The organism is Pseudomonas carassii (genome assembly GCF_036324045.1).
Classification (GTDB): Bacteria; Pseudomonadota; Gammaproteobacteria; order Pseudomonadales; family Pseudomonadaceae; genus Aquipseudomonas; species Aquipseudomonas peradeniyensis.
This window is the reverse complement of sequence record NZ_JAZDCT010000036.1, coordinates 16,245-38,587: the sequence shown is the minus strand read 5'-3', so window position 1 is coordinate 38,587 and position 22,343 is coordinate 16,245. Positions and strand designations below refer to the sequence as shown.

The window sequence follows — 22,343 nt, the reverse complement described above, 5'->3', positions numbered from 1 at the left end:
AGGCGGCCCCGGCAATCCCAAGCCAAAAGATAGACTCAAAATGACCCACCCCACCCCCTGCTACCACTGCGCCCTGCCCGTCCCCGCCGGCAGCCGCTTCACCGCCGTGGTCCTCGGCGAGCCGCGACAGTTCTGCTGCCCCGGCTGCCAGGCAGTGGCCGAATCCATCGTCGCCGGCGGCCTGGAGCACTACTACCAGCACCGCAGCGACACCAGCGCCAACCCCGAGGCCCTACCCCGCCAGCTCCAGGATGAACTGGCACTGTACGACCGCGGCGATGTGCAGCAATCCTTCGTGCGCCATGCCGGCGAGCTGGCCGAAACCACCCTGATGGTCGAGGGCATCAGCTGCGCCGCCTGCGGCTGGCTGATCGAGAAGCACCTGCGCAACCTGCCCGGCGTCGACGACGCCCGCTTGAACCTGTCCAACCATCGCCTGCTGGTCAGTTGGGACGACCAGCAACTGCCACTGTCCAAACTGCTGGCCGAGCTGCGCCAGATCGGCTACGCCGCCCACCCCTACCAGCCCGACCAGGCTGCCGAACAGCTGGCCCGGGAAAACCGCAGCGCCCTGCGCCGCCTGGGCGTGGCCGGGCTGCTGTGGTTCCAGGCGATGATGGCGACCATGGCCACCTGGCCGGAATTCAACATCGACCTGTCGCCCGAGCTGCACACCATCCTGCGCTGGGTCGCGCTGTTCCTCACCACCCCCATCGTGTTCTACAGCTGCGCGCCGTTCTTCAAGGGCGCGGCCCGCGACCTGCGCACCCGCCACCTGACCATGGACGTCTCGGTGTCGCTGGCCATCGCCCTGGCCTACTGCGCCGGGATCTGGACCGCGATCACCGGCAGTGGCGAGCTGTACTTCGACACCGTCGGCATGTTCGCCCTGTTCCTGCTCACCGGCCGCTACCTCGAACGCCGCGCCCGCGAGCGCACCGCGGCGGCCACCGCGCAGCTGGTCAACCTGTTGCCGGCCTCGTGCCTGCGCCTGGACACCAACGGCCAGGGCGAGCGCATCCTGCTCGGTGAGCTGCAGTGCGGCGACCGGGTGCAGGTGCTGCCCGGCGCAGTGATCCCGGCCGACGGGCTGATCGTCGACGGCCGTTCCAGCGTCGACGAATCGCTGCTGACCGGCGAATACCTGCCCCTGGCGCGCCGCGTCGGCGACCGGGTGACCGGCGGCACCCTCAACGTCGAAAGCACCCTCACCGTCGAAGTCCAGGCCCTGGGCCAGGATTCGCGGCTGTCGGCCATCGTCCGCCTGCTGGAGCGCGCCCAGTCGGAGAAACCACGCCTGGCGGAAATCGCCGACCGCGCCTCGCAATGGTTCCTGCTGTTCACCCTGGTGGCCGCCGCCGTGATCGGCGTGGTCTGGTGGCAACTGGATGCGCCACGGGCGTTCTGGATCGTCCTGGCCATGCTGGTCGCCACCTGCCCCTGCGCCCTGTCACTGGCCACGCCGACCGCCCTCACCGCGGCCACCGGCAGCCTGCACAAGCTCGGCCTGCTGATCACCCGCGGCCATGTGCTGGAGGGGCTGAACCAGATCGACACGGTGATCTTCGACAAGACCGGCACCCTCACCGAAGGCCGCCTGGCCCTGCGCAGCGTGCGCCCGCTAGGCCGGCTGGACGGCGACCAGTGCCTGGCGCTGGCCGCCGCCCTGGAAAACCGCTCCGAGCACCCCATCGCCCGCGCCTTCGGCCGCGCCGCCCAGGCCGCCGAAAGCGTCAATGCCATGCCAGGGTTGGGCCTGGAAGGCGAACTGGCCGGCCAACGCCTACGCATCGGCCAGGCCGCCTTCGTCTGCGCCCTCAGCGGCGCCGAGGTGCCCGCCGTGCCGGAACCGCGTGGGCAATGGCTGCTGTTGGGCGACCGGCAAGGGCCGTTGGCCTGGTTCGCCCTGGACGACCGCCTGCGTGACGACGCCCAGGACCTGGTGACCGCCTGTAAGGCCCGTGGCTGGCAAACGCTGCTGCTGTCCGGCGACAGCTCGCCGATGGTCGCGGAAGTGGCCGCGCAACTGGGCATCGACCAGGCGATCGGCGGCCTGCGCCCGGACGACAAGCTCGCCCGCCTCAAGGCCCTGCAAGGCGAGGGCCGCAAGGTGCTGATGCTCGGCGACGGCGTCAACGACGTGCCGGTGCTGGCCGCCGCCGACATCAGCATCGCCATGGGCAGCGCCACCGACCTTGCAAAGACCAGCGCCGACGCGGTGCTGCTGTCCAACCGCCTGCAGGCGCTGGTGCAGGCCTTCGACCTGGCCCGCCGGACCCGCCGCAACATTGTCGAGAACCTGCTCTGGGCGACGCTGTACAATGGCCTCATGCTGCCGTTCGCCGCGCTCGGCTGGATCACCCCGGTGTGGGCGGCGATCGGCATGTCGGTCAGTTCGCTGATCGTGGTGCTCAACGCCCTGCGCCTGACCCGGCTGCCCGCCGATGCGGCGCCGGCCGCACGCGAGCCGGCGTCGCTCGAAAGGAAACCGCTATGCCCGCCCTCTACGTGATGATCCCCGCCGCCCTGCTGCTGGTCGGCGTCGCTGTGTACATCTTCTTCTGGGCGGTGGACAGCGGCCAGTACGACGACCTCGAAGGCCCGGCCCACAGCATCCTGTTCGATGACCAGGACCCGCGCCACCAGGCCGCCGTGAAGCCTGGGGACGAACAGCCCGACGACAAGGACCCCGCGCCACGTGCCTGAACTGATTCCACTCCTGGGCTCGGCGCTGGTCCTGGGCCTGCTCGGCGGTGGCCACTGCCTGGGCATGTGCGGCGGCCTGATGGGCGCCCTCACCCTGGCCATCCCACCCGAGCAGCGCGGCCGACGCCTGCGCCTGCTGCTGGCCTACAACCTCGGGCGCATTCTCAGCTATGCCGCCGCCGGCCTGCTGCTGGGCCTTGCCGGCGTGGCGCTGGCGAGCAGCCCGCTGGCCATCGGCTTGCGCGTCATCGCGGCGCTGCTGCTGATCTCCATGGGCCTGTACCTGGCCGGCTGGTGGAGCGGCCTGACCCGTATTGAGGCACTCGGTCGCGGCTTGTGGCGCCATGTGCAACCGGTGGCCACCCGCCTGCTGCCGGTGTCCAGCCTGCCTCGCGCCCTGCTGCTGGGCGCCCTGTGGGGCTGGCTGCCGTGCGGGCTGGTGTACAGCACCCTGCTGTGGGCGGCGAGCCAGGGCGATGCGCTGCACAGCGCGGCGCTGATGCTGGCGTTCGGCGTCGGCACCTGGCCGGTGTTGCTGGCCACGGGGCTCGCGGCGGAGCGCGTGGGCGCCCTGTTGCGCAAGCGCGGTGTGCGCGTGGCTGGCGGATTGCTCGTGATCCTGTTTGGTCTGTGGACATTGCCAGGGCCGCATCAACACTGGTTGATGGGGCACTGATCGCGGGGCAAGCCCGCTCCCACGCCAGCCCCGCGACGGTCGCCAACTCACCTTGATACAAATCAACACGACTTCTTACATCCGCCCCTAGACTCCGGACACTGCAGCTCTATCCGGGGACCACCCACATGCTCGACGACCTACGCTGGGACGCCGACCTGATTCGTCGCTACGATCTGGCCGGGCCACGCTACACCTCCTATCCGACCGCCGTGCAACTGCACGGCGAAGTGGGCTCGTTCGACCTGCTTCACGCCCTGCGCGAAAGCCGCCGCGCCACGCGCCCGCTGTCGCTCTACGTGCACGTGCCGTTCTGCGCCAACATCTGCTACTACTGCGCCTGCAACAAGGTCATCACCAAGGACCGTGGCCGCGCCGCGCCCTACCTGCAGCGCCTGGAGCAGGAGATCCAGCTGATCGCCTGCCACCTCGACCCGAAACAGGTGGTCGAGCAGCTGCACTTCGGCGGCGGCACGCCGACCTTCCTCAGCCATGTGGAACTACGCCAGCTGATGGCCACGCTGCGCCAGCACTTCCACCTGCTGGACGACGACTCCGGCGACTACGGCATCGAGATCGACCCGCGCGAGGCCGACTGGTCGACCATGGGCCTGCTGCGCGAGCTGGGCTTCAACCGCGTCAGCCTCGGCGTGCAGGACCTCGATCCGGCCGTGCAGCGCGCGGTCAACCGCCTGCAGAGCCTGGAGCAGACCCGCACCCTGATCGAGGCCGCGCGCACCCTGCAATTTCGCTCGATCAACCTCGACCTGATCTACGGCCTGCCCAAGCAGACCCCGGAAGGTTTCGCCCGCACTGTCGAGGAAGTGATCCGCCTGCAGCCCGACCGTCTGTCGGTATTCAACTACGCGCACCTGCCCGAGCGCTTCATGCCCCAGCGGCGCATCGACAGCGCCGACCTGCCGGCGCCGGCGGCCAAGCTGGAAATGCTCCACGCCACCATCGACCAGCTGACCGCCGCCGGCTACCGCTACATCGGCATGGACCACTTCGCCCTGCCCGACGACGAGCTGGCCATCGCCCAGGAGGAAGGCACCCTGCAGCGCAACTTCCAGGGCTACACTACCCATGGCCACTGCGACCTGATCGGCCTGGGCGTGTCGGCGATCAGCCAGATCGGCGACCTGTACTGCCAGAACAGCAGCGACCTCAACACCTATCAGGACACCCTTTCCACCGCCCAGCTGGCGACCCAGCGCGGCCTTTTGTGCAACCAGGACGACCGCCTGCGTCGGGCGGTGATCCAGCAACTGATCTGCCACTTCGAACTGGATTTCGAGGCGTTCGAGCAGGCCTTCACCATCGATTTTCGCGGCTACTTCAAGGATCTGTGGCCACAGCTGCAAGCCATGCAGCGCGACGGCCTGATCAGCCTGGACGCCAAGGGCATCCGCATCCTGCCGGCCGGGCGTCTGTTGGCGCGCTCGGTGTGCATGGTGTTCGACGCCTACCTCGCGCAGCAGAATCGCCAGCGTTTCTCCCGGGTGATCTGAAGCGATTGAGGCGTTTCACCGCATGGACAGCCCGCCTTTCGGGGCACACTATGGACAGTTGAACGGTGGCGGAACACACCTTCCGCACCGCCGCTAGCGTGCACCAAAAATGCGCACACTGGCCTACAGCCCATGCCGCAGGTTATCCTTACGGCTTATGTGTGCTTTCCCACAAGGATCGAAAGAAATGTCCGAGCCAGTAAAACTGCGCCCACACAACCAGGCCCACTGCAAGGATTGCAGCCTGGCCCCCCTGTGCCTGCCCCTGTCCCTGAACCTGGAGGACATGGATGCACTGGATGAAATCGTCAAACGCGGCCGCCCGTTGAAGAAAGGCGAGTTCCTGTTCCGCCAGGGTGACAATTTCGGCTCGGTCTATGCGGTCCGCTCTGGCGCCCTGAAAACCTTCAGCCTCAGCGATGCCGGCGAAGAGCAGATCACCGGTTTCCACCTGCCCAGCGAGCTGGTCGGCCTATCCGGCATGGACACCGAGGCCTACCCGGTGTCGGCCCAGGCCCAGGAAACCACCTCGGTGTGCGAGATCCCCTTCGAACGCCTCGACGAACTGTCGGTGCAGCTGCCGCAACTGCGCCGCCAGCTGATGCGGGTGATGAGCCGCGAGATCCGCGACGACCAGCAGATGATGCTGCTGCTGTCGAAGAAGACCGCCGACGAGCGTATCGCCACCTTCCTGGTCAACCTGTCGGCGCGCTTCCGCGCCCGTGGCTACTCGGCCAACCAGTTCCGCCTGAGCATGTCGCGCAACGAGATCGGCAACTACCTGGGCCTGGCGGTGGAAACCGTGTCCCGGGTGTTCACCCGCTTCCAGCAGAACGGCCTGCTCAAGGCCGAGGGCAAGGAAGTGCACATCCTCGACCCGATCCAGCTGTGTGCGCTGGCCGGTGGAGCGCTCGAAGCCTGATCGCCCCGTGAACAGGGTATACTGGCGCCGAGTTTTTCCAGGATACCCGCCCATGCACAGCGACACCTTCGACCTCAAAGCCCTGATCCGCCCGGTAGTGGACTTCCCCAAGCCGGGCGTGATCTTCCGCGACATCACCCCGCTGTTCCAGTCGCCGCGCGGGCTGCGCTATGTCGCCGACCAGTTCATCGAGCGCTATGTCGAGGCCGATTTCAGCCATATCGGCGCCATGGACGCGCGGGGCTTCCTGATCGGCTCGATCATCGCCCACCAGCTGAACAAGCCGCTGATCCTGTTCCGCAAGCAGGGCAAGCTGCCGGCCGACGTGCTGTCGGAGGGTTACCAGACCGAATACGGCGAGGCCTTCCTGGAGGTGCACGCCGACAGCCTCTGCGACGGCGACTCGGTATTGATCTTCGATGACCTGATCGCCACCGGCGGCACCCTGCTGGCCGCGGCCAACCTGGTGCGTCGCACCGGCGCCCAGGTGTTCGAGGCGGCGGCGATCATCGACCTGCCGGAGCTGGAAGGTTCGCGCCGCCTGCAGGCGGCCGGGGTGCCGACCTTCTGCCTGACCGAGTTTTCCCTGAGCGAGTACTGAGTTCGCGCTCGCGATGCTTTGCGTGGGCTTACAGCCACCCCCGTCAAGGTTCTGCGTTTTTTTCGATATGACCGTTCCAACTCAGGATTGCCGGGGTCGCTTTGCGACCCTTTCGCGGCACAAGGCCGCTCCTACAGGAGGGCGCAGTCGCCTGTAGGAGCGGCCTTGTGCCGCGAAAGGGCTGCAAAGCAGCCCCGGCAAATCCAAGCCGAACGCCAACTATCGACACCTTGAAAGGGCTGGGTCTTACAGCGAAATCGGCCTGCGCCCGGCAAAGGCGTGCGCCAGCGTCCCGCCATCCACTAGCTCCAGCTCCCCGCCCAACGGCACGCCATGGGCGATGCGCGTGGCGGCCAGACCCTTCTCGGCCAGCAGCTGGGCGATGTAGTGGGCAGTCGCCTCCCCCTCCACCGTGGGGTTGGTGGCCAGGATAACCTCGCTGAAGGTCCCCTGCTCCTCGATCCGCGCCATCAACTGCGGAATGCCGATCGCCTCCGGCCCCAGGCCATCGAGCGGCGACAGGTGCCCCTTGAGCACGAAATAACGACCGCGATAGCCGGTCTGCTCCACCGCGTACACATCCATCGGGCCTTCCACCACGCACAGCTGACTGTCGTCACGGCGTGGATCAGAGCACTGCGGGCACAGCTCCTGCTCGGTCAGGGTCCGGCACTGGCGGCAGTGGCCGACGCCCTCCATGGCCTGGCTCAGGGCCTGGGCCAGGCGCGTGCCGCCGCTGCGGTCGCGCTCGAGCAGCTGCAGGGCCATGCGCTGGGCGGTTTTCTGGCCTACACCGGGCAAAATGCGCAGGGCGTCGATCAGTTGGCGGATCAGGGGGCTGAAGCTCATCTAGGCAGGCCTGTCAGTCGGTAAACAGAACGAAGAAGGGAGCAACGACCGCTTGGCCGTTGCTCCCCATTGTGCAGCGTGAGCCGGATCAGAACGGCATCTTGAAACCAGGCGGCAGTTGCATGCCGGCGGTCATGCTGCCCATCTTGTCCTGGCTGTTCTGCTCGATCTTGCGCACGGCGTCGTTCAGCGCGGCGGCGATCAGGTCCTCGAGCACTTCCTTGTCGTCCTCGTCGGTCGACATCAGGCTCTGGTCGATGCTGACGCGCTTGACGTCATGACGACCGGTCATCACCACGCTGACCAGGCCGCCGCCGGACTGGCCGGTGACTTCCGCGTTGGCCAGCTCTTCCTGCATCTTCTGCATCTTTTCCTGCATCTGCTGGGCCTGCTTCATCAGGCCGGCCATGCCACCTTTCATCATGGGGGTATACCTCGATTGGGTCATGTGATGCGGCCCCGCACAGGCGGGCCGCATGGTTATCCGTTCATTGGCCCTGGCTGGCCAGGGCGTCTACAGGCTCAATAGTATCCTGCCTGACCGTCGCGCCGAACTGCCGGATCATCTGCTGGATGAGCGGATCCTGCTCGATCGACACCACGGCGTCATGCTGGCGCTCGGCGCGCTTGCGCGAGGCGGCCTGGGCCGGGGTTTCCTGCTCGGGTCGGATCAGCTCGATCTTCAAGCGAATCTCGCGACCCAGCTGCTGGTTGAGCGCGTCGTTCAGCCGGCGCTGCTGCGTCGAGTTGAACAACGCACCCTGCCCCGGGTCCAGGTGCAACAGCCAGTCATCGCCATCGGCGGCGATCAGCGTACAGTTTGCGGCGATGTTGCCTGTCATACCGGAGACAGGCAACTGTGGGAATAATTCCAGCCATTGCAGGGCCAACCCGGTCGCGGGCATGGCCGCCGGCAGCGGCTCCGGCGCCTGGGCGGGCGCCTCTTCCTGCACGTGCTCGGCCAACTCATCCAGATAGCTGAAGCCGGCCGGGTCGCTGTCGGGCGCGTAGTAGTCCTCGTCCGCCGGCGGCTCGTCATCGCGCTCCATGCCCGCCGGGCTGTAGGCCGACGGATCGAACGGCGGCTCGTCGTAGTCCGGCTGCGGGTTGGCGGCCTCGACCGCAGGTGCAGGCTCGGGCGGCTGCTCGGGGGCAACCGGCGCTGGCGCGGCAACGGGCTCCTCCCACGGCAGGTCGATGACCTCCTCGACGGGCTGCGGCTCAGGCTCGGGCTCTGGTTCCGATTGCGGTGCCTCGGCAACCTCGGCAACGACCGGCACTTCGATGACTGGCGGCACGGGCTGTACGGGTGGCTCAGCCACGGGCACCGGCGCGACCGCTTCAGCGACAGGGCTGGCGGCAACGGGCGGCGCCACGGCCACAGCAGCCGCTGCCACCGGTTGGGCCGGATCAGCTGTGGCCTGGCTGATCCCCACCGGCTTTAGTACCGGCTTCGGCGCATCATCGGTGTCAGCCGGACGGAACGCCAGCATGCGCAACAGGACCATTTCGAAGCCGCCACGCGGGTCCGGCGCCAACGGTAGATCGCGACGACCGATCAGGCCCATCTGGTAATAGAACTGTACATCCTCGGCCGGCAGTGCCTGGGCCAGCGCCAGCACGCGCTCACGGTCGCCCTGGCCGTTGTCGACCGCCTCGGGCAACGCCTGGGCGATGGCCACCCGATGCAGCACATTGAGCATTTCCGACAGCACGCCGTTCCAGTCCGGCCCTTGCTCGGCCAGGTCACGCACCGCCTCCAGCAATGCCCGGGCATCACCCTCGAGCAACGCCTGCAGCACACCGTACACCTGGCCATGGTCGAGGGTGCCGAGCATCGCCCGCACATCGGCGGCCAGCACCTTGCCCTCGCCAAAGGCGATGGCCTGGTCGGTCAGGCTCATGGCGTCGCGCATCGAGCCATCGGCGGCGCGACCGAGCAGCCACAGGGCATCCTCCTCGAACGGCACGTTCTCGGCGCCCAGCACATGGGTCAGGTGCTCGACCACCCGCTCCGGGCTCATGTTCTTCAGCGAGAACTGCAGGCAGCGCGACAGGATGGTCGCCGGCAGCTTCTGCGGGTCGGTGGTGGCAAGGATGAACTTGACGTAGGGCGGCGGCTCTTCCAGCGTCTTCAACAAGGCGTTGAACGAGTGGGTGGAGAGCATGTGCACTTCGTCGATCAGGTAGACCTTGAAGCGCCCGCGGCTCGGCGCGTACTGCACGTTGTCGAGCAGCTCGCGGGTGTCCTCGACCTTGGTGCGGCTGGCGGCGTCGATCTCGATCAGGTCGACGAAACGGCCTTCGTCGATCTCCCGACACACCGAACAGGTGCCGCACGGGGTAGAGGTGATGCCGGTCTCGCAGTTCAGGCACTTGGCGATGATCCGCGCGATGGTGGTCTTGCCCACGCCCCGGGTACCGGTGAACAGGTAGGCGTGGTGCAGGCGCTGGTTGTCCAGGGCGTTGATCAAAGCCTTGAGCACATGGGTCTGGCCGACCATTTCGCGGAACGAGCGCGGACGCCATTTACGTGCAAGAACCTGATAACTCATCAAAAAACCATCGTGACCGGAGCGGGCGGAAAGAGCGCTAATGCTAGCGGAGCGGGGCCGAAATTGCACCCTGCCGATCTCGTCTAAGCTCAGTAACGGGCACACCGGCGGCGGATCAAGGAGGATGAGGCGTGCGGCGAGTCCTGGCCATCCTGTTGCTGTGGACCACCCACGGCCTGGCGCAACCGCCGGTGCTGCGCTTTTCCGTCGCCGAAAGCTGGAGCATGCCGTTGATGCGCACCGAGGACCAGCAACCGGTGGAAGGCATCCTTTTCGAGCTGATGCAGGCCATTGCCCGGGAGACCGACGCCCGCCCGCAATACCACGTGATGGCCCGCCTGCGCCTGCAGGAGGCGATGCAGGCCGGTGAAATCGACGTGCGCTGCTATGTCTCCACCCAGTGGCTGACCGACCGGCCGGGCGACTACCTGTGGAGCATCCCCATCGTAGAACAGCGCGACCTGCTGATCGGCCGCCCCGGCGACAGCGGGCCCACCCGCCCGGAAGCACTGCCGCCCCAGGCCATCGGCACCGTGCTCGGCTACACCTACCCCACCCTGGAACCTCTATTCAGCCAGGGCCACCTGCAGCGCGAGGATAGCCGCAACCAGCTACTGGCCCTGCAGAAGCTACAGGCCGGACGCTTTCGCCACGCGATCAGCAACCAGCTGTCATTGCAGTGGTACAACCGCTCCCTGCCCCCGGGACAACGCCTGCAGGCCTTGGCCGTGCTGGAAGAGCAAGCGCTGGGCTGCATGGTGCGCAACGATCCCCAACTGCCGACCCAAGGCGTGCTCAGGGCGCTGGTACGGATCAAGCAGTCCGGGGAGATGCAGCGGATCGTCGAGCGGTATACCGATGACCAACACCGGGCTCCCTCGCTCCCGGTGGCAGAAAATCCGGCCGGCATCACTCCTGGCCGGAAGACTCACTGAGACATTTCGGTTTGGCACCGTAGTAGACGAAATTGTCGAAATCCTCATGTCGATAAGTGTCGTGCCGCTCGTAGTAGTTGTAGACGACGGAAAGCTTCTGCTCGCTCACCGTCGGTTCACTATCATGCAGGACCTTGCGTCCCTGCATGACCAGCAGCGCGCCCTTACGCGCATAGATCTTCCTGTGCTCGATCCACGGCGCATTCTTGCTGGGATGGGTGCGCTCGATCTGCATGCGCAATGGCGCCTCACTGTTGCTGGTCAGGAACAGCAGGACCGTAATACCGTTGGTGTCGTAGTGCAGCCCCAGTGTCCCACCGCCAGGTGGATAGGCCTTGATATTCACATCAGACAGCGGATAAGGCGAAACCACCGTGTCGGTATATGTGACCAGACTAACCAGTGGCACCAATGCGTGATAGATCGCATAGAGTTCTGGCAGGCAGCGCCTGACATCATCGCCTTTGAAAATATGATGGTGATAGTCGCCACCCAGATCCGACACCGCATCCGTACCAAGGCCGGAGTGCCGCACCAAGTCCACGCCCTTTTCATCGATAACAACCTGGGCCCGGCTGGCCAGTTCGTCACAGAGCGTCTCGGGAAGAACACCTTCGATCACCGTGGCCATGTCATAGAAGTACTCGTACCTGTACCTGTTCATGTCAAGCATCGCAGTCTCCCTTGCGTATCAGAACAGTGCCGCCTCAATTGCCTTGCGAGGCCCTCGAACGCGGGGCTCGCCTGGAAAGCACAAGCGCTGACAACGACTGCGCATTCAGGAAGACCGCGATACCAACCAGTACAAGGCCAATGGCAAGCCCCTGGGCAACGCTCAGTACCTCTTCGTAGAACAGGTATGAGGCCAGCAGGCCAGAAACAGGAACCAACAGTGAAAGCGGCGCGACATGGGTTGCCGGGTACTTTTTCATGAGGTTGTTCCAGACCAAGTACCCCAACAACGTGGTGACATAGCTCTGGAACGCGATAGAGAACAACGCCTCCCAGGCCAGGCCTTGCACAAGGCTGGCAAAGGGCGCCGTCCCCTGCGTCACCACCGTCAGCAACATAATCACCGGCACCGAGAACAGGCTCGACCAGATGATGAATGCCATCATCTGCCCAGGTCGCTTGACCTTGACCAGCAGGTTGCATAAGGACCAGGCCATCGCCGCCAGCAACACGAGGAGGATGCCGAACGAGGTGGAGGGCTCACTGCCAAGCAGTATCAGCAACAACCCTGCAACTGCGAACGCCATGCCACCCACGTGCACGGCATTGATTCGCTCGCCCAGGAACAAGGCACTCCAACCGATGGTGAAAAAGGCGCTGAACTGCAGGAACACCGACGACATGCCCGGCGATAGGCCGTTGTACATGGCGAAATTGACCATCCACCACAGGCCTGCTCCGAACATCGCGCCATATCCGGCCAGCACGGCAAGGGAAACGCCGGCCGGACGCCTGATGAAGAACACCAACGGCACGGCGCAGAATGTGAAACGCAGGAGTGTCAAAAGATACGGATCCAGAGTCTTGAGCCCCAGTTCGATCACGGAAAAGTTGCACCCCCAGAGGACTGTCACCAGCACACCGGCAAACAGGTCTCGCCGACTCATGTTCATCTGTGCTTCTCCAGGCCGATTTAGAAACAGCACAGTAATCGCACCGCCACTAAAACGATGCCAGACGGCTCCGGGCAAATCGTGAGACCGCTCCGCAATTAGAGAGTCGACCTAAACATGCCTGTTTAACCTGTCAGGGAAAACTACGAACCCCTGCCAGCACTACCGCACTCAGGAACAGGCCTAAACCGAACACCCCATGCGTGGCCAAGCTACGCAGGCAGCTCCTGAGCGGCATCGGTGTACGACTGGCAAAATACCCCGCCCCAAACGCAGGCTGCACCACACACAATGGCACCAGCACCGAGACCACCCCGAACAGCAACGCGGGCCACAGGAACGGCGCCAGCAACCACCCCTCCCCGGCAATAGCCACCAGCAGCGCCGCAAACACCAGCCCCGTGGCGTAGTGGAACAACCAGCCCCACGCCAGCTCCCCCCTGACCGGCGCAGCCTTGCCGATCGCCGCATGCCGCCAGCGCCCCGCGAACAGGTGGCCAACCCAGCGCCCGACCATCGCGTAGTTCAGGGTGGTGACGCCCAGGCGCCTGAGCAGCAGGGTCCACAGGTCCATGACCAGGGTGGCGCCGATGCCGACAAGCAGGATGGAAAATGCGAGAGAAGAAACGCTCATGTCGAAAGCCCTTGGCAGATTGACGGAAAGGTCGATGCCGAGCAGCATGCAAGTTGAAGTCAACTTCAAGTCAAGGGAGCCGCGATGGACATTGCCGATGTCGCCAGGCGCACCGGAGTGCCGGCGTCGACATTGCGTTACTACGCGAACAAGGGCCTGCTCACATCGCTCGCCGGCCATGGCCAGCGCCGGCAATTCCCGGCGGATACGCCAGAACGCCTGGCCCTGATCGCCCTGGGCCAGGCGGCGGGCTTTTCGCTGGACGAAGTGGCGGCGATGCTGGACGAGCAACGGGTCGACCGAGCGCTGCTGCTGGCCAAGGCCGGTGAGATCGAGCAGAAGATCAAGCGCCTGCAGGCGATGAGCAAAGGGCTGCGGCATGCGGCAGTGTGCCCCGAGGAGAATCACCTGCAATGCCCGACTTTCCAGCGATTGATGCAGGTGTCAGCCAGCAAGGGCAAGCGTGGGAGTCGCCTTGCCCCGCGATAAGGCCCGCCAGACCAGAATACGGCGGCGGGTTCAGTAACCGTGCAACTCTCGGAACGGCTGGCCCTTGTGGTAGTTGATCCACTCTTCTACGTCATAGGGCAGGTACAACTGCCGCCGCGCCCGCGACAGGGCAATGTATACCCCGCAGATCCGCGCATCGAAGGCGTAGGCGTCCTTGAAGCGCTGGGTGGTCATCAGTTCCGGCGTCAACAGCACCTGGTCGAACTCCAGGCCACCGGCCTCCTCGGCCATCAATAGCATGAGGCTGGCGGGCTGCGCGGCGACACGCGCGTCCAGCCCGGTCAGGTCGGCAAGCTTGAAACCCGCCTCCAGCCGCGCTTCGACCCACTGGAACGCGGCATCGAAACGCTCGGACTCACGCACCTGCTGCCAGTCGAGCAGGTGCGCGAAGTACCCATGCGGCCCTTCGGCGTCCTGCCCCGGCGCGTAGAACCCCGCCCTGAACAGGCCAATCGCGGTGACCATGAAGCGCCGCATGTCCGGCCAGTCGGGGAAGTTCAGCAGGCAGTTGGACTCGGCCATCTCCATGGCCCAGCGCATCGTGTCCCAGCGCGAGGCGGTCAGTACCACGCAGCCCTCGGGCGGGACAAAACCTTCGGGGAAGTGCTCGATGCCGACATCGACATGCCGCGCCGCCTCGAACGCGACCTTGGATTTTTTCGAGTGCACACCGATCAACGGGTTGATCAGGCGCTCCACCTTGGGCCCGGAGCGCACGGCGAAGGCCATGTCCTTCTGCCGTACCTGACGCTCGCGCCTGACCACCTCGCCGGTGGCCTTCTGGTATTCGTCACCCAGGGTGATCAGCACCTGGCGGCCACGCTCGATGACCTGCAGCAACGAGGCAGGCACGTCCTGGCTCTCGTCGATGATCACATGGCTGAAACGCCCGGGCACGCTGCAGCCGCCCAGGCTGGCACGTTTGAGCAGCAGCAACGCCTCGAACCCGGTCTGCGCGCCCCAGGCCGGCTGAGCCTCCAGGTAGCGCCACAGGCGGCTGGCGTACTCGAGCAGCACCTGGGCATCGAGGCCGGACAGCGCCTGGCGAAAATGCGGCAAGTGGCGGCTGGACAGGCTGTAGTCCCGTGACTCGCAATAGTTGTGCAGCACTTCCAGGCAGATATCCAGGGCATGCTCGGCGTCGTACTGGCGCAGCCCGACGATCCCCAGCTCCTCGGCCAGCCGGCGTTTGCCGGGACCGCGCTGCGCCGTCCTGGCGGGAACCGGCCGGGTATCCTTGAGCAGGGCCCGGGCGAACTGGCCGAAGGTCATGCCGACCTTGGCCTGGGCATCCAGCCCCATGCGCCGACGCAGGGTACCGAGCTTGGCCGGCGTGCGCGCCAGGGCCAGCACCCGGCCACGGGGCAGGCAGTCCATCAGCGCTCCGAGCAGGTAGCTCTTGCCGATCCCGGCATAGCCCTGCACATGGATGTCCTCGTCGAGGTTGGCCTGGATGACCTTGAGCAGCTTGTCCTGCTCGACGGTCAGCCAGCGCTCGCTGTCGAAGCCGGTGGTCACCCGCTGGCTGAACGGGTTGTCACTGTGATGCAGGCGAATGCGGTAGTCGAAATCCCACTTGCCGTCCGCCAGCAGGTACTCCCGCGCCTGTACCTGCTCGGCATCGAGCAGGCGCAGCTTGGAGCCCTTGATCACCTCGAGGCCGAAATAGAGCTTGCGCGCATCGAACAGCCGACGGGCCTCGGACAGCAAGCCCACGCCAGGCGAGTGCCTGCCATCGACCGCCCACGCCAACAGCTTGCCCAGCACCTTTTCCGCTGCCCGCGCATCGACCTGGCCTTGTGCCTGGGCCAGGTTCTGGATCACCAGTACGGCCGCCAGCTCCGGCTCGCCCAGGGTGTCGAGCGCAGGCGCGCCCTCGGTCTGCAGCAAAGCCTGGCACACCTGCGCGCTGATCGGCAGGTACACCGGATGGGAAAAGTCAAAATGCTCAGGCTGCATGTCGGTACGGGTCCGGGGATCACTCAAGGTTTGTCGGATTCAGCGGCCTGCCCCACCACCAGTTCGAAGCGGTAGGCTCCCAACGACCCCGCCATGTCGCCGGGATAGCTGACACCCGCCTGCGCTGCGTCGAGTACGCCATCGAGTTCATGCAGAGCCAGTTCCAGCAGCTTGCGCAAGTCACGCACCGACTGTGCCGACACCTGCACCTGCAGCTCGAAGGCCGCCGCGTCAGCCGTTACTGCCACTGGCACAATCGCTTCTTCGAGGATGCGCTCATGCTCTTCTTCCATCTGGTCGAGCACCTGCGACAACTCCAGCACGCGCTCGGGGCTGGCGGCCATCTGGTCCTTGATCTCCAGGCGGCGCATTTGCCACTCGCGGATCTTCTGGCGAGTGAGGTCGTCGACATGTTCCACGGTCACACTCCTCTGGCAGGACCAACTGACACTATGGTCACATGATAAAGCGCCGCGCATGATCGTGCAGGCGAAACGGGCCTTGTGGGTTTCGAGGGAAGTAATCCGGCGGGGTAGTGTGTCGAGAGCGGCTTCGAAAAAAGCCTGCGCACAAACTGTGCGACCACTCCACCAGGCAGGCCGTGAGCCGCGCCCGATGTAGCAATAAGGGTACCGGCATTCGTTTCAGGCAGCAAAGTGTACCTGAAACGACGCCATGAAGCCGAGAAGGCTCCAGCCCTCCTTTATGGGTGGGGCCGTTCTGCCGCGCCATTCATCATGGCCTTGCGCGAAAAGTACCCCGGGCTGCCACCCGCGCAACGTGCGCGGGTGGCAAAGCGGGCTCAGGAGGCCAGATGAGGACTACGGGTATCCCGGGCGGCATGGGTATAGGCATAGAGCGTCGCGAGCATCGCCAGCAGGGTCGCCGCCGTACCGATCAGGAACACCACCGACATGCCCTCCTGGCGGGCCAACAGACCGGCAAGCGGTGCGGCCAGGCCGATGGAGATGTCAAAGCAGGCATCGTAGAAACCGATCGCCAGGCCCAGGCTGTGGTGCGGAACGTTGCGAATCGCCACCAATGCCAGCAGCGGATAGATCATCGACACGCCAAAGCCGCTGAGCGCGGCACCGACAATGGCGTAGCCAGGTGACGGCGCCATCCACAGCATGGCCTGGCCTGCCGTCTCGATAACCAGCATCAGCAAGGCCATGTTTGGCCCCACCGCGGTGTCCGAGCGCGAGCCCAGTACCAGGCGGGCACCGACATAACCCGCACCGAAGGCCGCCAGGGCGTAGCCGGCACCGCTCCACTGGTACTGGGCATAGGTCAGAGTGATGAACGAAGATACCGTCACATAACCCACCGTGGCCAGGGCGAAAACCAGGCCCGGACGCCAGATCTTGCCCAGCAGCTCGCGCATTCCCAGGGATTTTTCCACGGAATGGACCAGTCGGGCACCCGGTGTGCGCAGGGCAATGAGCAGACCCACCAGGGGAATGACCATGGTCACCAGCGACACCCATGCAAAGCTCACCACCTCACCCAGCAATGCGGCCACTGCGGCACCTGCGGAAATGCCACCGAACATGGCGATACCGATCCAGGACAGCGCCTTGCCGGCCTTGTCGGCACCGAACATGCCGATCGGCCAAGTGCTGCCACCGGTGAACAACAGACCCTGAGCGAAGCCCATGGCAATACGCCCGGCGATAATCACCGCCAGGCTGATCAGAGGCGTATCAACCAACTGAGCCGCGACAAGGTAGCAGGCACCGGAGGTGGCACTGCCAATCAGGCCGAGCATGACGGTCCATTTCGGGCCGCGCCTGTCGGCGGCGGTGCCAGCAAAGTGCCGAGTCAGCAAGGTGGCCACCGATTCGATGCCCATCACACAGCCGACTACCAACATGCCGTAGCCCAGTTGCCCATGAACCCAAAGCGGGACGGAGGCCAGCGGCATGCCCATGGCCATCAGACCGAGAAAGACCACCACTGCAACCGGTAGTAGTCGTCGTGTATCGCTTTGGGTGGGTACTTGCGTTTCAACAGACATGATCCAGATCCTTCTAGAACGTAAACGAGTTAGGGCCAGGTGAGGAGCCTCACACCAGCGCCGCCAAGAGTATTCCACTATGCGGCTTGGGCGTGAAATAAGTGCTCTTGCGCGGCATTCGACGTCCCTGACGGTACACCGTCACCATGTGCTCCAGCGGTACCGGGGCCATCAGGAACAGCGCATCGGCGCTCTCCGGCACGGTCCCGTCGAACTGCGCCGTTGGCAGGGGCTGCAGCGATCCACCGCCAGGCTGAAGGTGCAAGGTTGTAGTGAGCAAGGCCAGCTCCAGGGTTTCATGGTCCAACCGCAGATTGCCATCGGCATCCAGCAGCTGCGGAAAATGCACGGCAAAAGCGCGCTCGCGGGTCAGCACCACCATCGTTCCCGGGGTATCTGGAGCGGCGGCGGGCACCGGGTCGGTGACTTGGAAACCGGCCTGGCGCCAAGTCTCGATCAGGGCATCCGTGTCCAGCCCAGTGCCGGTCAGGCAGCGATGGAACGCGCCCAGGCGCAGGTCCGGCCCGGCGGTGACCAAGGCAAGCAAGCCCCCCAGATCGGCGGCCAGTGTCGCCGCCACCCGGTGATTGCCATCAGCCACCAGCAGCGGATGGGTACCGGCCTCGCGCAGCAGCGCCTGCTGCCGTCTTTCGTCGTTGACCTGCCATAACGAATGACGCCGGTGCTGATCGTCGACCAGCACCAGGCTGGCCGCCCCCTGACGCCGGGCCTCGTCGCGGACCAGACGCGTCAGCTCGTCGGTCAGCGCCATTGGCGTCAGTAGCACGGCACTGGTGGCGCACTCCAGATCGCGGAGCACGGCGGCCCGCTCGGCGACGATGTCGTCGTAGGTATCCTCGGTCAGCGACACCGTACGAAAACCGTCATCACGCACCTCGGTCGGGTCCACCAGGCACATGACGCCCCATAGTTCGCCATCGTGGCCACTGACGTGGTAGATCACCACCAGGTCGCTGACCTCCTCATAGGTGTCGCGCACGAGTTCGGCCAGAGCCTGGCGCAGACCGATCATGGCCTGATCCAGGCTTTCGCCACGTTCGCGTGCCCCGACCGTATGCTGTGGATACTGGATAGCCAGCAAGCTGGGCTGGCAACTGCCCGACAGCGCCTCGCGGATCTGCCCGACACCCGCCAAGGCGTCGACATTGGGCCCAGGCACGGGACCATTGGCCAGCCAGGCGCGCTTCATGGCTCGCAGATGCAAGGGCTTCATGACACCGGCACCGGGTGTGCGGTGACAATCTCGATCGCCTGGCTCCAGTGCCTCACCAGCCCGTCAAGGTCATCTTCCAGCGGACCGTCGACCACCAGCGATACCGAACGCTGTCCCGACTCGCTCTGTTTGCCGAGCAGGTCGCCACGGCGACGGCTGACCAGCACCGCGCAACACCTCGCCGGCGCGTCGGCCGCCACCGGCAGGCGTTCAGGCCAGGCAACGTCGCTGATGATCCATGCCGGCACAAGTCCTTCGACCTGGACATCCTGGAGAATGCCGTGGGGGTGTTCCATATAGTGCTGACAGGTGCGACGCCGAGGCTTGCTCAATTGTGGCGACTCACCCAAGGCCAGGGCCACCAGGGCCGGCTCCAGGGACTGGCCACAGGCCAGGTGCCACATCATCATGATGGCGTCTCCTGGCGGACGTGCGGCGATTTCCATCAACACCGCGCGACCATCACGCCCCAGGCGGAACTCGGCATGGGCCATACCGCTGCGAAAACCGATCTGGCGCAGCAGATAGGCATTGGCCTCGATCAGCGCCTGCTCGTCAGCCGTCGCAAGACCCGGTGCCGGGGAGGTATGTCCGGTCTCGGTGAAGAACGGCGTGTCACCCTCGTTGGTGCGCTTGGCCGTGATACCCGACCACACGACCTGCCCCTCATGGACCAGCGATTCTATGGAAAACTCCGGTCCCTCGACGCACGCCTCCAGCAGCAACACCTCGTCAGCCTGATAGCCGGCCAGGGCGCGGCGCAAGGTGGGCTCGTCGTCCACACGCAGCACGCCGGAGCTGGACATACGACCGGTCGGCTTGATGATCGCCGGGAACCCCGTACGGGCCACCGCTTGCGCCACATTGTCCAACGACAGCGTCGACCATGCCGGCGCCAGATCCGGGGCGCTGATACGCTGCAACAGCTTGTTGCGGCAGGTCAGCGCAGTGCGGGTGCCCGGCCCCGGCAAACCCAGGCTCTCGGCCACCAGGCCGGCACTTTCCACGAACAGCTCACCACAGTTGAGCAAGGCCTTGAAGTCGAACTCGGACTGCAGGCGCAACAGCACCTCGAGCAAGGTGTTGGTGTGGTAGTCGGCCACATGCGCGATGTGATGGATACCGGCCAGCGGCTTGCCCGAATCGTTGCGGTAATCGGCAAGCTCGGCAGCATCGGTCTGGGGACCGAAAACAACTACCGGGGCCAGGCCGCGACTGAGAATTTCCTCAACCACCAGTGGATGACGGCACAGGATGGTGAGATCAGAGGTGATCAGTACCGCGGGTATCAGAGACTTGGAAGGTTTGGCTTGCATGATGTCCCCCTAGACTGGAATGAAGTTACAGGCATGCCTGAACATCCGGGGCCAGGGCCCGCAGAATGGTTTTCGACGGCGTCGCGTGATCGGCCAGGAACTGCCGATTGGCCTCGGCCACCTGGCTCGGGCAGCCCTCCAGCAAGCTGTCCTCACTCAGGTCCAGCAACCACAGCCCGCGCAACTGGGCACCACGGGCCGCCTTGGCCTCCGCGGCCTCTATACCGGCATGCATCCAGCGCGCATTGAGCCGGGCGGCAATTTCCAGCGGTTTGTAATAGACAAGGTTGAAGTACTCGTAGGCCCCGCGCAGGCGCTCATAGTCGAAACCTGCCGCACGCAGGTAGAGGGTGTCGCCCAGATGGTAGAGCAACGAGAATCCGGCGACGTAGCCCTGCTCGTCCTGGCACAACAGCACGGTGGCCTGCGCATCCATCAGCCGCGCCTGGGTGGCAAACTCAGCGGCCAGCAGCTCGGCCGGTACCGGGTTGCCATAGCGGTTCTCGGTCTGTGCCAGCAGACGCCCGACGATCTCGCTGGTGTCCTTCAGGCTGCGCTCGACGATGGTCAGGCCGCTGGCCTCGAACTGTCGGCGCTCCCGGCGCACGCTGGTGATGCGCGCCTTCGACTCGAGGCTATCCAGATAGCCCTCCCAGCCGCCTTCCGGCACCTCGATCCAGGCATCGAGCTGGGTCAGGACGGCGGGGCTGCGCACGCCACTGGCGCGCAGCGCCTGGACGTCACCTGCTCCCAGTTGCAGGGCGATGCACGCAGGACTCCCCTGCCCCGCAACCGTCAGCGGGCCATGTGCCAGATCGGCGGCCAACCCGCGAACCTGCGGCAGCAGCAGGCGTGCCCGCTGCTCGGCACTGGAACCCGGCTGCCCAAGCAGGTGCGTCTGGTAACCGCGCCGGGCGCCAAGCATCAGACCACTGCTGGCAGGCGAAGGCAGGTTGCGCGATCCGAGGATGTCGGCCCAGCGATAGAACGGATTGGTCTCGGCCGTGACCGCAGTGACCGCCACCGCTGCCAGTGGCGCCTGGCTGCTGCCGACATGCACCGCACCGGTGAGCCCCTGGACGTCCTGACGGCAGAAGTTCAGCCAGCCGGCGCTCGAATAGAAGTGCGCCTGCGCCAACTGGTTATCCCAGACCCGGGGCTCGACCGCCCCGGTGGCCATGGCAAAGGCTGCCGGCAAGTCGGATACCGACGCTGCGGGCGGCGTTGCAACGCCGCGTGACCAGCCCACATCGATGAAGTATTGATCGATCATTTTGCACTGGGCTCCAGATTGACCGCTTGGGTCTGTGGCGAAAACACCACGTCCCGTTCCAGGCGTTTGACGCCATAGTGGGTGCGCAGGTGAATCGACTGGCGATCCTCGGACCAGGCCAGGGAGCGCTCCTCGCTCCAGCCGGCAAAGCGGAACTCGTTGCCACCCAGGTGGATGAGACGAAAACAGGTCTGCCCCTGGTCCTCCAGGTACAACTCGCCGTCTTCCACATAGGTGCGGACATCGACCTGTGGCTGCGGCTGGAGGAATTGCCCATCCTCCTCCTCCCAGTCCAGGAACGAGGCCGGCACGCGGAAGCGGCCACTGAACGACTTCAGCTGGTCAGAGGCCAGGGGTTGTTCGCTGCGGGCATACAACGCATCACCGCGGGCGAAGTAGTCACGCCACTGTTCGGGGAAGATCGCCGCCAACTCGGGCACGAACAGCACATCGATCACCAGGTGTATACGCACCTCCTCGCCACTGTTCTCCACCCAGTGCATTCGGCTGAAGTCACCGAACCAGAATTCCCCCGGCTGCCACCAGTGGCGCTTGCCGTCGAGCACCAGAATTGCGCCTGGATTGGTGGTCAGCGGGATGTGCAGACGGGCCACCCCCCACTGCGGGCCATACTTGGTATCGCTGTGTTCGACCCCCTTGGCCCCAGGCCCCAAGGCCATGAAGCGCACTGAGCGTAGCGGTGCCGGGATGTTGGACAGCACTTCGCGCACATAGGGCGCCCGCTCCAGCCAGGGCGTATCGGCAAACTCCAGGGTGCCCGGGCCACCCGGATCGGTTCGGGCCGGATCGCCGCCCGGGCTGCGCATCGACAGACACCGCCAGTCGGCTTCGGTTACCGTGCCGATATCATTGCCATAGGGTCGCTGCAGGCTCCACTGGTGCTGGCGCAACGCCGCCAGTTCGCCCTTCAGGCGCTCGGCGTCAAAGGTAAAGGCCAACTGCGCGGCCTCGCTGGGCATCCGGGTGTTGAGGATTCCATTCATCAGGTCTTTCTCCTTG

General features: G+C 65.3%; 21 protein-coding genes. 8 read left to right on the top strand and 13 right to left on the bottom strand.

The genetic code is table 11. The features are described from left to right. Positions 1–40 precede the first annotated feature (40 nt). The 6 genes from V0R62_RS22120 (at position 41) to V0R62_RS22095 (ending at position 6,416) form a co-directional block, all read left to right on the top strand. Complete coding sequence (locus tag V0R62_RS22120) at positions 41–2,512, top strand: heavy metal translocating P-type ATPase (protein ID WP_330105233.1); 2,472 nt, start codon at positions 41–43, stop codon at positions 2,510–2,512. After that, positions 2,494–2,706 carry a cbb3-type cytochrome oxidase assembly protein CcoS gene (gene ccoS / locus V0R62_RS22115; RefSeq protein WP_050706577.1) on the top strand — a complete coding sequence of 71 codons (213 nt, stop codon included), beginning with the start codon at positions 2,494–2,496 and terminating at the stop codon, positions 2,704–2,706. Before V0R62_RS22120 ends, ccoS begins: the two co-directional genes overlap by 19 nt. Further along, positions 2,699–3,382, top strand: a complete 684-nt coding sequence (locus V0R62_RS22110) for a sulfite exporter TauE/SafE family protein (RefSeq protein WP_279888615.1) — start codon at positions 2,699–2,701, stop codon at positions 3,380–3,382. The genes ccoS and V0R62_RS22110 overlap by 8 nt, the downstream gene beginning before the upstream one ends. A 128-nt stretch (positions 3,383–3,510) precedes the next feature. Then, a complete protein-coding gene (hemN, locus tag V0R62_RS22105; RefSeq protein ID WP_330105232.1) occupies positions 3,511–4,893 on the top strand; it encodes an oxygen-independent coproporphyrinogen III oxidase in 1,383 nt (460 codons plus the stop codon). 187 nt (positions 4,894–5,080) lie between these two features. Continuing rightward, a complete protein-coding gene (gene fnrA, locus V0R62_RS22100) occupies positions 5,081–5,815 on the top strand; it encodes a Crp/Fnr family transcriptional regulator FnrA (protein ID WP_011533044.1) in 735 nt (244 codons plus the stop codon). A gap of 52 nt (positions 5,816–5,867) precedes the next feature. Further along, positions 5,868–6,416 (top strand): adenine phosphoribosyltransferase, encoded by a 549-nt coding sequence (locus V0R62_RS22095; RefSeq protein ID WP_050706580.1) that lies wholly within the window; start codon positions 5,868–5,870, stop codon positions 6,414–6,416. A 246-nt stretch (positions 6,417–6,662) separates the two neighbouring features. Here V0R62_RS22095 and recR read toward each other — a convergent pair whose 3' ends face one another. From recR to dnaX, 3 genes are all read right to left on the bottom strand, one after another. Continuing rightward, positions 6,663–7,265 (bottom strand): recombination mediator RecR, encoded by a 603-nt coding sequence (gene recR, locus V0R62_RS22090; protein ID WP_330105231.1) that lies wholly within the window; start codon positions 7,263–7,265, stop codon positions 6,663–6,665. Between the two features lie 88 nt (positions 7,266–7,353). Beyond that, on the bottom strand, positions 7,354–7,689 hold the full coding sequence (locus V0R62_RS22085) for a YbaB/EbfC family nucleoid-associated protein (protein ID WP_028692865.1): 336 nt from the start codon (positions 7,687–7,689) through the stop codon (positions 7,354–7,356). 64 nt (positions 7,690–7,753) lie between these two features. Next, positions 7,754–9,820 carry a DNA polymerase III subunit gamma/tau gene (gene dnaX, locus V0R62_RS22080; RefSeq protein WP_330105230.1) on the bottom strand — a complete coding sequence of 689 codons (2,067 nt, stop codon included), beginning with the start codon at positions 9,818–9,820 and terminating at the stop codon, positions 7,754–7,756. Between the two features lie 131 nt (positions 9,821–9,951). Between dnaX and V0R62_RS22075 the strand changes: the two genes are divergently transcribed. Beyond that, positions 9,952–10,755 (top strand): substrate-binding periplasmic protein, encoded by an 804-nt coding sequence (locus tag V0R62_RS22075; protein ID WP_330105229.1) that lies wholly within the window; start codon positions 9,952–9,954, stop codon positions 10,753–10,755. Here V0R62_RS22075 and V0R62_RS22070 read toward each other — a convergent pair. The 3 genes from V0R62_RS22070 to V0R62_RS22060 all read right to left on the bottom strand — a co-directional run bounded on the left by V0R62_RS22070 (position 10,730) and on the right by V0R62_RS22060 (position 13,014). Beyond that, on the bottom strand, positions 10,730–11,428 hold the full coding sequence (locus tag V0R62_RS22070; RefSeq protein ID WP_330105228.1) for a hypothetical protein: 699 nt from the start codon (positions 11,426–11,428) through the stop codon (positions 10,730–10,732). The two genes, V0R62_RS22075 and V0R62_RS22070, sit on opposite strands and share 26 nt — an antisense overlap. A 34-nt stretch (positions 11,429–11,462) precedes the next feature. Next, positions 11,463–12,380 carry an EamA family transporter gene (locus V0R62_RS22065; protein ID WP_330105227.1) on the bottom strand — a complete coding sequence of 306 codons (918 nt, stop codon included), beginning with the start codon at positions 12,378–12,380 and terminating at the stop codon, positions 11,463–11,465. 133 nt (positions 12,381–12,513) lie between these two features. Next, on the bottom strand, positions 12,514–13,014 hold the full coding sequence (locus V0R62_RS22060; protein ID WP_330105240.1) for a DUF2938 domain-containing protein: 501 nt from the start codon (positions 13,012–13,014) through the stop codon (positions 12,514–12,516). A gap of 84 nt (positions 13,015–13,098) precedes the next feature. Between V0R62_RS22060 and V0R62_RS22055 the strand changes: the two genes are divergently transcribed. Continuing rightward, on the top strand, positions 13,099–13,503 hold the full coding sequence (locus tag V0R62_RS22055; RefSeq protein WP_330105226.1) for a helix-turn-helix domain-containing protein: 405 nt from the start codon (positions 13,099–13,101) through the stop codon (positions 13,501–13,503). A 30-nt stretch (positions 13,504–13,533) separates the two neighbouring features. Here V0R62_RS22055 and V0R62_RS22050 read toward each other — a convergent pair whose 3' ends face one another. The 7 genes from V0R62_RS22050 to V0R62_RS22020 all read right to left on the bottom strand — a co-directional run bounded on the left by V0R62_RS22050 (position 13,534) and on the right by V0R62_RS22020 (position 22,327). After that, entirely contained in the window at positions 13,534–15,483 is a 1,950-nt protein-coding gene (locus V0R62_RS22050) for a hypothetical protein (RefSeq protein WP_330105225.1), read from the bottom strand. A 23-nt stretch (positions 15,484–15,506) separates the two neighbouring features. Then, positions 15,507–15,902: a hypothetical protein gene (locus V0R62_RS22045; RefSeq protein ID WP_330105224.1), complete on the bottom strand. Its 396-nt coding sequence runs from the start codon at positions 15,900–15,902 to the stop codon at positions 15,507–15,509. 383 nt (positions 15,903–16,285) lie between these two features. After that, complete coding sequence (locus V0R62_RS22040; protein ID WP_330105223.1) at positions 16,286–17,500, bottom strand: MFS transporter; 1,215 nt, start codon at positions 17,498–17,500, stop codon at positions 16,286–16,288. Positions 17,501–17,549: 49 nt separating this feature from the next. After that, entirely contained in the window at positions 17,550–18,734 is a 1,185-nt protein-coding gene (locus V0R62_RS22035; RefSeq protein WP_330105222.1) for a DUF1015 family protein, read from the bottom strand. After that, complete coding sequence (locus tag V0R62_RS22030) at positions 18,731–20,050, bottom strand: ATP-grasp domain-containing protein (RefSeq protein WP_330105221.1); 1,320 nt, start codon at positions 20,048–20,050, stop codon at positions 18,731–18,733. The genes V0R62_RS22035 and V0R62_RS22030 overlap by 4 nt, the downstream gene beginning before the upstream one ends. 25 nt (positions 20,051–20,075) lie before the next feature. After that, entirely contained in the window at positions 20,076–21,323 is a 1,248-nt protein-coding gene (locus V0R62_RS22025) for a GNAT family N-acetyltransferase (protein WP_330105220.1), read from the bottom strand. After that, positions 21,320–22,327 carry an aspartyl/asparaginyl beta-hydroxylase domain-containing protein gene (locus V0R62_RS22020; RefSeq protein ID WP_330105219.1) on the bottom strand — a complete coding sequence of 336 codons (1,008 nt, stop codon included), beginning with the start codon at positions 22,325–22,327 and terminating at the stop codon, positions 21,320–21,322. Before V0R62_RS22020 ends, V0R62_RS22025 begins: the two co-directional genes overlap by 4 nt. Positions 22,328–22,343: the final 16 nt, after the last annotated feature.

Excerpts from the sequence above, each read along its gene's own strand:
- V0R62_RS22120 (WP_330105233.1), top strand. The coding sequence starts at position 41 with ATGACCCACCCCACCCCCTGCTACCACTGCGCCCTGCCCGTCCCCGCC.
- ccoS (WP_050706577.1), top strand. The coding sequence starts at position 2,494 with ATGCCCGCCCTCTACGTGATGATCCCCGCCGCCCTGCTGCTGGTCGGC.
- hemN (WP_330105232.1), top strand. The coding sequence starts at position 3,511 with ATGCTCGACGACCTACGCTGGGACGCCGACCTGATTCGTCGCTACGAT.
- fnrA (WP_011533044.1), top strand. The coding sequence starts at position 5,081 with ATGTCCGAGCCAGTAAAACTGCGCCCACACAACCAGGCCCACTGCAAG.
- V0R62_RS22095 (WP_050706580.1), top strand. The coding sequence starts at position 5,868 with ATGCACAGCGACACCTTCGACCTCAAAGCCCTGATCCGCCCGGTAGTG.
- recR (WP_330105231.1), bottom strand. The coding sequence starts at position 7,265 with ATGAGCTTCAGCCCCCTGATCCGCCAACTGATCGACGCCCTGCGCATT.
- V0R62_RS22085 (WP_028692865.1), bottom strand. The coding sequence starts at position 7,689 with ATGATGAAAGGTGGCATGGCCGGCCTGATGAAGCAGGCCCAGCAGATG.
- dnaX (WP_330105230.1), bottom strand. The coding sequence starts at position 9,820 with ATGAGTTATCAGGTTCTTGCACGTAAATGGCGTCCGCGCTCGTTCCGC.
- V0R62_RS22070 (WP_330105228.1), bottom strand. The coding sequence starts at position 11,428 with ATGCTTGACATGAACAGGTACAGGTACGAGTACTTCTATGACATGGCC.
- V0R62_RS22065 (WP_330105227.1), bottom strand. The coding sequence starts at position 12,380 with ATGAACATGAGTCGGCGAGACCTGTTTGCCGGTGTGCTGGTGACAGTC.
- V0R62_RS22060 (WP_330105240.1), bottom strand. The coding sequence starts at position 13,014 with ATGAGCGTTTCTTCTCTCGCATTTTCCATCCTGCTTGTCGGCATCGGC.
- V0R62_RS22055 (WP_330105226.1), top strand. The coding sequence starts at position 13,099 with ATGGACATTGCCGATGTCGCCAGGCGCACCGGAGTGCCGGCGTCGACA.
- V0R62_RS22050 (WP_330105225.1), bottom strand. The coding sequence starts at position 15,483 with ATGCAGCCTGAGCATTTTGACTTTTCCCATCCGGTGTACCTGCCGATC.
- V0R62_RS22040 (WP_330105223.1), bottom strand. The coding sequence starts at position 17,500 with ATGTCTGTTGAAACGCAAGTACCCACCCAAAGCGATACACGACGACTA.
- V0R62_RS22035 (WP_330105222.1), bottom strand. The coding sequence starts at position 18,734 with ATGAAGCCCTTGCATCTGCGAGCCATGAAGCGCGCCTGGCTGGCCAAT.
- V0R62_RS22030 (WP_330105221.1), bottom strand. The coding sequence starts at position 20,050 with ATGCAAGCCAAACCTTCCAAGTCTCTGATACCCGCGGTACTGATCACC.
- V0R62_RS22025 (WP_330105220.1), bottom strand. The coding sequence starts at position 21,323 with ATGATCGATCAATACTTCATCGATGTGGGCTGGTCACGCGGCGTTGCA.
- V0R62_RS22020 (WP_330105219.1), bottom strand. The coding sequence starts at position 22,327 with ATGAATGGAATCCTCAACACCCGGATGCCCAGCGAGGCCGCGCAGTTG.